8 protein-coding genes and 1 tRNA gene are annotated in these 11124 nt (G+C 68.7%); 5 read left to right on the top strand and 4 right to left on the bottom strand.

Annotation, left to right across the window (positions count from 1 at the left end):
* Positions 1-133 precede the first annotated feature (133 nt).
* Complete coding sequence (locus tag ACWIGI_RS17940; RefSeq protein WP_454203513.1) at positions 134-670, bottom strand: transglycosylase family protein; 537 nt, start codon at positions 668-670, stop codon at positions 134-136.
* 544 nt (positions 671-1214) lie between these two features.
* Here ACWIGI_RS17940 and ACWIGI_RS17935 point away from each other — a divergent pair.
* Together ACWIGI_RS17935 and ACWIGI_RS17930 are read left to right on the top strand one after the other, a co-directional pair.
* Positions 1215-1288 (top strand) — tRNA-Met (locus tag ACWIGI_RS17935).
* Positions 1289-1851: 563 nt separating this feature from the next.
* A complete protein-coding gene (locus ACWIGI_RS17930; protein WP_454203512.1) occupies positions 1852-2937 on the top strand; it encodes an FAD-dependent monooxygenase in 1086 nt (361 codons plus the stop codon).
* Positions 2938-2948: 11 nt separating this feature from the next.
* Here the strand turns inward: ACWIGI_RS17930 and ACWIGI_RS17925 are convergent, their stop codons facing one another.
* From ACWIGI_RS17925 to ACWIGI_RS17915, 3 genes are all read right to left on the bottom strand, one after another.
* Positions 2949-3140: a hypothetical protein gene (locus tag ACWIGI_RS17925; RefSeq protein WP_454203511.1), complete on the bottom strand. Its 192-nt coding sequence runs from the start codon at positions 3138-3140 to the stop codon at positions 2949-2951.
* Positions 3141-3304: 164 nt separating this feature from the next.
* Positions 3305-3649 carry a WD40 repeat domain-containing protein gene (locus ACWIGI_RS17920; protein ID WP_454203661.1) on the bottom strand — a complete coding sequence of 115 codons (345 nt, stop codon included), beginning with the start codon at positions 3647-3649 and terminating at the stop codon, positions 3305-3307.
* A gap of 77 nt (positions 3650-3726) precedes the next feature.
* Positions 3727-7071, bottom strand: a complete 3345-nt coding sequence (locus tag ACWIGI_RS17915) for an nSTAND1 domain-containing NTPase (RefSeq protein WP_454203510.1) — start codon at positions 7069-7071, stop codon at positions 3727-3729.
* 570 nt (positions 7072-7641) lie between these two features.
* On the opposite strand from ACWIGI_RS17915, the gene ACWIGI_RS17910 reads away from it, so the two are divergent.
* The 3 genes from ACWIGI_RS17910 to ACWIGI_RS17900 all read left to right on the top strand — a co-directional run bounded on the left by ACWIGI_RS17910 (position 7642) and on the right by ACWIGI_RS17900 (position 11022).
* Complete coding sequence (locus ACWIGI_RS17910) at positions 7642-8871, top strand: transcriptional regulator (protein ID WP_454203660.1); 1230 nt, start codon at positions 7642-7644, stop codon at positions 8869-8871.
* Positions 8872-8965: 94 nt separating this feature from the next.
* The gene (adh, locus tag ACWIGI_RS17905; protein WP_379001985.1) at positions 8966-10489 is read left to right on the top strand and encodes an aldehyde dehydrogenase; all 1524 of its coding nucleotides are present in this window, start codon (positions 8966-8968) and stop codon (positions 10487-10489) included.
* A complete protein-coding gene (locus ACWIGI_RS17900) occupies positions 10489-11022 on the top strand; it encodes a DUF779 domain-containing protein (protein WP_454203509.1) in 534 nt (177 codons plus the stop codon). The genes adh and ACWIGI_RS17900 overlap by 1 nt, the downstream gene beginning before the upstream one ends.
* Positions 11023-11124 lie beyond the last annotated feature (102 nt).

Raw genomic sequence — 11124 nt, 5'->3', positions numbered from 1 at the left:
GCACCCGGTCCCCCGGGGGTTCTGCTTCCCCCATTCACCGGCCCGGGTGGCCCACCGTAAAACTAAACGCGCTCCGTACTATTTCGCCGGCACCGCTTTTCACTTCTTCCGGTATGGGGAAGGAAGTCTGATCTCAGCGACCCCAGGACTCGATGAGGGCGGCGTTCTGATCCAGGATCTGGTGGTACTGGCCCTGGACGCCGAACTGCTCGGCGAGGCCGCCGGCGACGTTCTTGGCCTGATCGATCAGGGCCTGCTTGTCATTGGGGACGGTCACCGGGGCGGGGGCGACCGGCTCGGGAACGGCGGCGACCTCGGGCTCGGAGACGCCCGCGCGCAGGTAGCGGCCGCAGTGCGGCCAGGCGCCGACGCCCTGGGTGGCGAGCACGTTCTCCGCGACGCGGATCTGCTCTTCCTTGCTGGCGTGGTGGGCCATGCCGGTGCCGCCGTTGGCGGCCCAGGTGCCGGGGGAGAACTGCAGTCCGCCGTAGTAGCCGTTGCCGGTGTTGATGCCCCAGTTGCCGCCGCTCTCACACTGGGCGACGCCGTCCCAGTCGTGTGCGGGGGCAGCGGACGCGGTGGCGGAGAAGCCGAACGGGACGGCAACAAGTGCGCCGGTCACGGCCGCGAGGCCGAGGACGCGGGAGTTGATCTTCCGGTTCTGTTTCATGGTGGTTTCCCTCCCTGCGCCTGCCAACCCGGCGACGAATCGTCCGTGTCCCTGTCCCCAGGGGGTCGTGGCACCTAACCGCGGGACAGGGTTTCCGACGTGCAGCGGTTCGGTTCGGAGCCCATCTCAGGTTTGATCCGGGCCGAGACAGACGATAACGAGTAAATCTCGGCAGATCACGTCTTGATAACTCCAGAATTGCATGAAGCGAATAACCCCGAAAACGGGGTTCATGCAGGTTGGCTATGCTGCATTTTCGTATCCCGACCGGTCTGTTATACGCCTGTGATGTGATGTGTATCACTACGTTATTGTGGGGGCGGTCACGTTTTTCGGGCGTATCGGTTGGGGACGGGCGCGCGCACGCGCGCCGGGGTGCGGTTTGTCACTCCCGGGGTGTGCCGCGACGCCCGGATCGGCGTCCCGCGCGCCCGGGTCGTGGTCCCCGGGTCACCTCTTGATCATCTCTTCACAACCCGAAAACAGCCTTTGAACTGGCGATTTGCCCCATCTACGCAGCCGTGTGTAATGTTGTGTTCACCGACGCGGGGTGGAGCAGCTCGGTAGCTCGCTGGGCTCATAACCCAGAGGTCGCAGGTTCAAATCCTGTCCCCGCTACTAAGAAAGTGGCCCGGAACCTAATGGTTCCGGGCCACTTTCGCGTTTGCGGTTGTCGTGGGAGTCGGCGCCGAGCCGGATGTCGCCGGGGGCCTACCGTTCTCGCAGGCAGTCAGGGATGGGTGCGACCGGGTGGTCGGGAATCGACCCGATGTCCCGTGTGATGTTCGGAACCGGTCCGAGGATGATGCGGCCGCCGGCGCCGGCTACCGAAGTCATCTTCCGCGAAATTCCGGCAAACTCTTTGTCTTCGTGACTCTTCTGAAAGTTCATGCGACGAAGCCTCTTCTCCGAGTGCCGGCGGTGCGGAGATCGCGTCCTGGACCGCCGTTTACAGTATGCTGCGGCTGATCTTAGCCAGAAACCGACTGTTCGCGTTGTTCATTCAGCATCGTTTTCGATGCACTTTTCGCGGATAGGTGGCGATGTGGCAACTTTTCAGCGTACGAATGTCGTCTCGGGGCTCGACGGGTTTTTCGCCCACCGCCGGTATGGTTTCCGGCAACTACCGCCCGGTGCGGTGGGGGACCGGGCGGGTGGTGCTGCGACCAGGAGGTCAGTGCGTGCGGGGCAAGGGAAGCGCGATCGTGGTCGGCGGCAGCATCGGCGGGCTCACCGCCGCGATCGCCCTGGCGCGCAGGGGGATTCGGACGACGGTGCTGGAGTCGCGGGACACCTTCGACGGTCGCGCCGGGCTGGGCGCCGATTATCTGAGGCTGTGCGCGGTCACCGGGGAAGAGCCGGAGGACGCGCTCGCGCACATCTACGGCCATCGTCCGTCGGTCGGCTGCAACGCGCTGCACGGCTGGCTGGCCGAGGTGGCCGGGCGGGTCATCGGGCTCGATCTGCGGCTCGGCGTGGATGTCACCAAGGTGGATCAGGACGACGATTTCGCGTTCGCCGCAACGGGTTCGGAGGAGTTCGAGGCCGACGTGCTGATCGGCGCGGACGGTGATCACAGCCTGGTCCGGGCGGCCGTCGACCCGGGCCACGTGCTCACCGACTACACCGGATTCCTGACCTGGCGCGGCTGGATCGCCGAGACCGCGCTGCCGGCGGGCACGCCGCTGCCGGGCGCGGAGCCGCTGCGGGCGGGCGATCAGCTGCTCACGGCCGTCGCGCTACCGGGTCTGAGCGGTCTCCGGCCGTCGAAAGGGCTGCGCACCACGGCGTTCGTCTGGCACGACCCCACGCGCACGGCGCTGCTGGAGGAGCTCGGGTGCCTGCGCGAGGGCAAGATTCTGCACGGCCTGGAACCGGAACACTTTCCGCCGGGTCTGTCCGCGGAGCTGATGGACACGGCCCGTCGCATCTGGCCCGATCCCTGGCGCGGGGCCGTCGTCGACTGCCTCGAGCGCGGCACCGCGTTCGGAACGCCGTCCGGTGACTATCTGCCCGAACGGATCACGAACGGCAGGATCGCGCTGATGGGCGCCGCCGCACACACGGTGACTCCGGCGATATCGACGGGCCATCGGGCCGCCGCCGCGGATGCCCTGGCTCTGGACGGGTGCCTGCGCGACGGGGTGCTCGGCTCCCGGGCCGTGGCCGCGCTGGCGAACTATCAGGATCTGCGACTGCGCCCGGCGCGGGATCTGGTGCACGAAAGCCGGCGCTGGACCGACGCCCACCGCGCCTCGGCGCGCTGACGCGGCCCGGCTTACTCCTCGGGCGCGGACCCGTCCAGCCCGAGCATCTCGAGCAGGTACCGGCAGTCCTCGGCGTCGTGGGCGTGACTGGCTACCGTCCGGCTGGCCAATGCGTTCTGCTTGGTCAGCGCGGCTTTCTCGGCCGCGCGCGCGGTGCTGAACTCGCTCTGGTCCGCCGTATTGGATTGCTGTACCGAAGTCATCGTTGATACTTCCCGGAGCCACGCCGGGTTGCCGTATCCGAATGACTCGGGTCAACTCCGCCTACCCGGCACGTTACGTGGTGCGCTCGATCCGGATGTACGGACCTGTCGAATTTGTGAATCGTCCCACGTGCGGACGGATGGTCGCGGTGATGTGCCCCGGGTCAGCCGCAGGGTGGCCGGTAGGGCAGGAAAGGCAGGTGCCGCTCCCAGAGGTCGGGGGTCATGAGGGTCCCGGTGATGGTGCAGATCCGGTCGATCACCCGCTGCTCGTTCAGGTCCCAGAGGCGGCGCCGGCCGTCCTTGCTGGCCCCGATCAGGTAGTCGCCGCCAGGGTGGAAGCGCAGCATCCACCCGGTGGAGTCCGGCGGGACGAGAGAGCTGCGGAACAGGCGCGGGTCGGCGGGGTTCGAGAAGTCCCACAGTCGTACCGAGCCGTCGTAACCGCTGGTGACCATGGTCCTGCCGTCAGGGGAGAAATCCAGGGACGTGGTCGAGAGATTGTGAATGGCAAAGGGTTCGGCCAGGGCCTCAGGCTGTGCGGGGTCGCTGACATCCCAGGCCCTGGCCAGTTCGTAGCCCCAGATCAGCAGGGTTCTGCCATCGGGATGGAAGGTGACGCCTCGACCTTGGTGCGCGGCAGGTCCAGCGGCGGGCCCACTCGCACCGGCCGCGCCGGATCACGCACGTCCCAGAGCGTCACGCCGAAGCGGTTGCTGGTCTCGTCGGAGAGTGTCACCAGCGCGAACAACGTCCCATTCCGGTTGAACGCGCCGTTCACGACGAATTTTCCGGCGAAGGTGCGGCCACCCAGCGTTTTCGGCGCACGCCGGTCGGTGACATCCCACATCTGCATCTCGACGCCGGTCGGGACCGTGTACCCGGTGACCAGCCGCCGCCAGTCGGCGCTGAAGGCGTAGGGGCCGACGGATCCGCCCATCCCCCCTGGCCATTGCGTCAGTGCGCCGCTGGGCGCCGGACCGGAGAGATCGAAAACCTTGGTGGTGTCGGAGTAGAAGTCGCGCACAGCGAGACTCCGGCCGTCGGGACTGAGATCGATGGCGTGCCAGCCCGGCGCTGATCGGACTTCCGTGAGCAAGCGTGGATCGAGGGGGTCGCGGGTGTCCCAGACCAGTACCCGGCCGTCGGCGGAGTCGAGGGCCGCGCGCTCTCCGGAGGCGTCGAACTCGGGATATTCACCCCAGCCGACGTAACCGCCGAGTGTGGCGGCGGACAGCGACCACAGTCGTACGCTGCCCTCCGCGCCTCCGGTGGCGAGGGTCCGCCCGTCGGCGCCGAAGGCGAGCAGGGTTGGTTCGCGTGTGCACGAGAGTTCGGAGGTGCATTTCACGGGGCTGCCGGAGAGGGTTTCGCCGATCGATGTCGGACGGCCGGGGTCGGCGACACTCCACAGCTTCGTGCCCGTCCGGCCGCTGGTCGCCAGCGTGCGGCCATCCGGCCCGAATTCCACCGCGTGGATCGGCGCGTCCGAGTCGATGATCGGGGTGCCGAGCCGTTCGGGACGGGTGGCGTCGGAGATGTTCCACAGATCGACGATGCCGCCGTAGCCGTAGGTCGAGGCGTCGCCCATGCCGGCCACGGCGAGGGTGCGGCCGTCCGGGCTGAAGGCCACCGACTGAATGTCGTGTTCGGTGCGGATCGGGGGACCGACGCGAATGGGATTGCGTGGGTCCGAGGTGTCCCAGAGTTCGACGTTGCCGATGGTGTCCTGGTGCGCGACCGAGGTGCTGATCGCGGCCCGGGATCCGTCGGCGCTGAGCACGAAGTCCGTTGTGGACCCGGCCGGCACGGGCAGTACTCGACCGGGCGCCGGTTTCGCTGGATCGCTCAGGTCCCAGAGCACCATGCCGAGCCTGTCCCGGGTCGGCAGGATGGACAGGGTTATCAGCGTCCGGCTGTCCGGGGTGAAGGCCATCCGGAAGTGCACATTCGGTTGTGCCGTGACGGGCGGGGTGAGTTGGCGGGGACCTGCGGCGTCGCTGACGTCCCACAGTTGCAGCGCGTCTGCCGAGCCGACGGCGAGCAGGCGGCCGTCCGCGCTGAACGCTATCGCGCGCGGTGCGGTCGTGAAGCTGTCGAGTCGTCCCGCCGCACGGGGCTTGCCGGGCTCGGACAGGTTCCACAGTCGGACTGTCTTGTCGGCGGTGGCCGCCGCCAGCAGCCGGCCACCGGGCTGGAAGGCCAGGTCGAGCATGGCTGCCGTGCTCCCGTCCAGCACCGTTGCCAACGGCGTGTTCTGGGTGGCCAGCAGGCGAGCTCGAACGTCCGGATCGCCCGGCCGCATTCTTTCCGCGACCATGTAGAGCTGTGCCGCGAGCGCAGGATCGGCCTGTTGTAGCCGATCCGCTTCGGCCAGCACCGCCGCGAGGTCCCGCGCCTCGCGCTGCTGCGCGCCGAAGCGGGTCTGGGTGTACGCGGTGACGCCCGCGACGAGCAGTGCGACGCCCAGGAGTGCCAGTACGACCTTGGTTCGCGTGGAGCGGCGACGCGAATGGGTTGTCAGGCGCTGTGATTCGTCGAGGAAAGCGCCGGTGATGCCCGCGAGGGCGGGCGGGTTCGTGTTGTCCCGGGCGGTGCCGAGCCGCTGTCCCCGATAGAGCAGTGAGGGGTCGCGACCTGTCGAATCCCATTCGGAGGCATCGGCTTCCAGCCGCTGCCGGACTAGGAAGCCGACGCGGTCGTCTTCGATCCAGTCGCGCAGGCGCGGCCACGCGCCGAGGACGATCTCGTGGGTGAGGTGCACGGAGCCCGAGTCCACGGTGACCAGGCGGGTGCGGGCCAGAACGTCGAGGGCGGTGGCGGCGGCGACGGAATCGGCGGTGCGGGTGAGTAGTTCGGGGCGGGTGACGGTCCGGCGGGTGTCGCGGGAATCGCGGCCCACCGCGACCAAACCGAGCAGGACGTCCTTGGCTGCGGCCCGCTGCGCCTCGGACAGCTCGTCCCAGGCCAGCTCGGCGGTCGCCGCGACCGAGCCGAGTACGCCGCCCGCCTTGCGGTAGCCCGCGATGGTGAGCTTGCGCCCTTCGCGGTGCTGCCAGGTCGCGGCCATGACATGCGACAGCAGCGGCAGTGCGCCCGGGTCGTAGTTCCCAGCGTGTTCCGTCCCCCCGATGCCGCACAGTTCGGTGAGCACGAGTTCTTCCAGGCCCGGTTCGAGGGTGAGTCCGACGTGCCGGGCGGGCCCGGTGATGGTGTGGGCCAGTTCATCCGGGTGCATGGGGCCCAGGACGTGGCTGCGGTGCTCCACCGCGTCCCGCAGTACCGGGTGGGCGAGGCAGTGCGCGTAGAAGTCCGCCCGCACCGCGACGATCACGGCCGGTTTGCCTGGATCGGTTGCGTAGCCGTGCAATACGGCCAGGAACTGCTCGCGTTCACGTTCGTCGGGGCAGACGGTGAACAGCTCCTCGAACTGATCCACGATGATCAGGCTGTCGCGGGTCAGGTCGGTGAGTGCGTCCAGTGCGGCGCCCGGTTGCGCACCCGGGACGATGGTTCTGACGGACCAATTATGAACGGCTGGAACGAGACCCGCGGCGAGCAGTGACGACTTGCCCGCTCCGGAGGCGCCGATGAGCAGGACGACGCCGGTGGATTCCCGCGCGGCCGCGCGGATCGCTTCGGCAAGCCGTCCGGCGGCGTCCACGCGTCCGAAGAACAGCTCCCGATCCTGTTCGCGGAAGGCCGTCAGCCCCGGATAGGGGCATTCGCCGCCGTCCGATTCCGCGGGCGTCCAATCGGTGGCCGCCGACCAAACCCGTTGCCATTCCCGCGCGTCGGCGAGACCCGCGGGCAAGCTGCGCCCGGACTCGCGGGCGATCTGGCCGAGGGCGAGCACCACCGGCAGCAGCGATTCGAAGCGCGCCGGAACGTTGCGCCCGGCCCGCCAATCGCTGATTCGCTGTGCCGACACCGCCGCTCCGGCGTTCGGTCCCCGGGCGGCGCGCATCCGCTTCTCGGCGGCCCCGGCTACCCGCCGCAGCGTGGGATTGCCTGCGGCCGTATACAACTCAGCGAAACGCTGCGCGAAGACCGCACGCGGTGATCGAAGGTCGCGCCCGCTGTCGGCCGATTGTCCCCCGGTTACCACGCGCGGCCCTCGATTCCCCCGGGCCACACGAACATGGGGATAAATCTAGCGGTTGATCATCGTCCCTGCGGTTCGGTTCGGTTCGGTGCGGTGCGGTGCGGTGCGATCGGGAGAGGCGACGGCGGCGGTGCCGACGGCCGTTCGGGTAGCAGGCAGGCGGCGATGTCGAGGCGGGTGCGGTGGCCTCGAGCAAGATCGCTCGGTGGGCGGCGAGAAGCCACGTTCGGGCATTCCACGCGGCGGCGAACGGGGCAACCGGGCCATCCTGATGGTGACCGGCGTTACAGTGGGGGACGGGGCGGATGTGAAGGACGACGATTGAGCACACTCGCGCAGGGCAGCCCGTGGGTCGCGGTCCGGGCGGGCGACGACGTCGAGCAGTTGGCGTCGCGGATGTCCGTCGCGCACAGTTCCTTCCTCGCGGGGAACGCCCTGCCGACGGTTCGGCCGTGTGGTGATTCGGTGCGGTCGGTGGTGCTCGACTCCTGGCGGCGCAGCCGGAGCAACGGGGTCGACCCGGACGGCTTCGGCGGTGCGGTCGAGTTGGCGGGGCCGGATCTGCGGCGTTATCGCGAAACCCATCCCACCTCGCTGATCCGGCCGGTGGTGCGGAAACTACTGGTGGAGGACGCCGCGGAGGCCGGTCTGCTGGTGGCGATCAGTGACGCGCAGGGCCGGCTGCTGTGGGTCGAGGGCGATCCGAAGGTCAAGGACCAGGCCACCGGCATGAACTTCGTGGAGGGCGCGGACTGGAGTGAGGACCGGGTCGGGACCAACGCCCCGGGGACCGCGCTGGCGCTGGATCATCACGTGCAGATCTTCGGGGCCGAGCATTTCAGCCGGGTGGTGCACGAGTTCAGCTGCACGGCCGCGCCGGTGCACGATCCGCTGAGTGGGGAGATCATCGGCGCGATCGACATCACCGGCGGCCCGCGGGTCGCCGCGCCGGAGGTGCTGTCGCTGATCCGGGCGACCGTGGTCGCGGCGGAGTCGGAGCTGCGGTTGCGGTTGCTCGGTGCGCTCCCGTCTCCGGAACCGGCCTCTACGCGGCTGCAGGTGCTCGGCCCGGGCCGCCCCGTGCTGACGGTGGACGGTGAGCGAATTCGCCTGTCCCAGCGGCACGCCGAGATTCTCGTGCTGCTGGCCGAGCATCCCGAGGGTTTGAGCGCGGACCATCTGGCGATGCTCCTGGACGAGTCCGAACTAGATCCGGTGACGGTCCGCGCGGAGCTGTCGCGGGTGCGAAAAATAGTGGGTGCCAGCGTGCTCGGCTCGCGGCCGTACCGGTTGCTCGCGCCGGTGGACACCGACATCGGCGCGGTGCGCCGGGCCCTGGCCCGGGGCGATGCCGCGGCGGCGCTGCGGGCGTATCCGGGTGCGGTGCTGCCGCGTTCGCTCGCCCCGGGCATCGCCGATGTGCGGGCCGGACTGCACGCCCGGGTGCGGGCGACCCTGCTGGCGGTGGGTGATCGCCGCCTGCTCGCGCGCTGGACCGCGTCGGCGGACGGTCGCGACGACATCGCCGCCTGGTGCGCCTATCTCACCTCGCTGGACCGGAATTCGCCGATGTACGCGCAGGTGGAGGCGCAATTGACGCTCCTGGACCGCAAGCTGGGCATCTGACCAATTTGTTGCAACGGTGCTGCAACATGCCCGCTCGTAGCGTTCTGGATCACACCTGACCCCGCACTATCGTCAGCAGATCCAGGAGCCTTCGATGACTGTCTTCGCCCGCCCCGGCACCGACGGGGCCGCCATGTCCTTCCAGTCCCGCTACGAGAACTGGATCGGCGGCGAATGGGTCGCGCCCGTCAAGGGGCAGTACTTCGAGAACCCGACCCCGGTCACCGGCCAGACCTTCTGTGAGGTCGCGCGCGGCACGGCGGAGGACATCGAACTCGCCCTGGACGCCGCGCACGCCGCCGCCCCGGCCTGGGGCAAGACCTCGGTCGCCGAACGCTCGGTCATCCTCAACCGGATCGCCGATCGGATGGAAGAACAGCTCGAGGCCATCGCCCTGGCCGAGAGCTGGGACAACGGCAAGCCCATCCGCGAGACCATGGCCGCGGACATTCCCCTCGCGATCGATCACCTGCGCTACTTCGCGGGAGCCGTTCGCGCCCAAGAGGGTTCGATCTCCGAGATCAACAGCGACACCGTCGCCTACCACTTCCACGAGCCGCTCGGCGTTGTCGGGCAGATCATTCCGTGGAACTTCCCGATCCTGATGGCCATCTGGAAGCTCGCCCCCGCGCTGGCCGCCGGAAACGCGGTGGTGCTCAAGCCCGCCGAGCAGACCCCGGCCTCGATCCTGTTCCTGATGAGCGTCATCGGCGATCTGCTGCCGCCCGGGGTGGTGAACATCGTCAACGGCTTCGGCGTCGAGGCGGGCAAGCCCCTCGCGTCCAGCCCGCGTATCAAGAAGATCGCCTTCACCGGTGAGACCACCACCGGCCGGCTCATCATGCAGTACGCCTCGCAGAACCTGATCCCGGTGACGCTGGAACTCGGCGGCAAGAGCCCGAACATCTTCTTCTCCGATGTGCTGGCCGCCAACGACGATTTCCAGGACAGCGCCCTCGAGGGCTTCGCCATGTTCGCGCTCAACCAGGGCGAGGTCTGCACCTGCCCGTCGCGCGCGCTCATCCAGGCGGACATCTACGACGAGTTCCTGAGCGCGGCCGTGGTGCGCACCAAGGCCGTGCGCCAGGGTGATCCGCTGGACACCGAGACCATGATCGGCGCGCAGGCCAGCAACGATCAGCTCGAGAAGATCCTGTCCTACATCGAGATCGGCAAGGGCGAGGGCGCGACGCTGCTCACCGGCGGCGAGCGCGCGGACCTCGGCGGCGACCTGTCCGGCGGCTACTACGTGCAGCCCACGGTGTTCACCGGCGACAACGCGATGCGCATCTTCCAGGAGGAGATCTTCGGCCCGGTCGTGTCGGTGACCTCGTTCGCCGACTACGACGACGCCATCAAGATCGCGAACGACACCCTCTACGGTCTCGGCGCGGGCGTCTGGTCCCGCGACGGCGGCGTCGCCTACCGCGCGGGCCGCGACATCCAGGCCGGGCGGGTGTGGACCAACACCTACCACCAGTACCCCGCGCACGCGGCGTTCGGCGGCTACAAGCAGTCCGGTATCGGCCGCGAGAACCACCGCATGATGCTCGACCACTACCAGCAGACCAAGAACCTGCTGGTCAGCTACGCCGGGAAGGCCCAGGGCTTCTTCTGATGCCCACTCCGCCCCGGCGGGTGCGCGCCACCGCGGCGGCGATGGATCTGCTCCGTCGCCTCCGCGCCGCGCACGGCCCGCTCATGCTGCACCAGTCCGGCGGCTGCTGTGACGGCTCGGCCCCGATGTGTTATCCGGCAGGCGAATTCGTCATCGGCGATCGAGACGTCCTGCTGGGAATACTGGATCTGAGCCTGAGCACGGGCGAGGTGGCCGAGACGGCGCCGGACTCGGAAGACGCTACCGCGGTGTGGATTTCGGGCCCCCAGTTCGCGGCCTGGCAACACACCCAGCTGGTGCTGGACGTAGTTCCGGGCCGCGGCTCGGGCTTCAGCCTCGAAGCGCCGGAGGGCTATCGATTCCTCAGCCGGGGAAGGGTTTTCGGGCCCGAGGAGCTCGAAGCGCTGAGCGCGGACACACCGATCACCGGTGCGGACTTCGAAGAGGGCGCTCGCCCGGCCCTGTCGGCCGAACCCCAGGTCGTCGCCGAAGCTGTCGACGCCTGCCCGGTCCCGGGGGCCGGGACGCCCTGATCCATGGTCGCGAAGCTCCCTGCGCCCCGTCATTTCCGAATGGCGGGGTGTCGGGTTGCGGGTCGCTCGAGTTCTCTGGAATTCCTGGCGGAGCAACGAATT

Source organism: Nocardia sp. NPDC055321, assembly GCF_053645575.1.
This window is presented reverse-complemented; position numbering and strand designations above follow the sequence as displayed.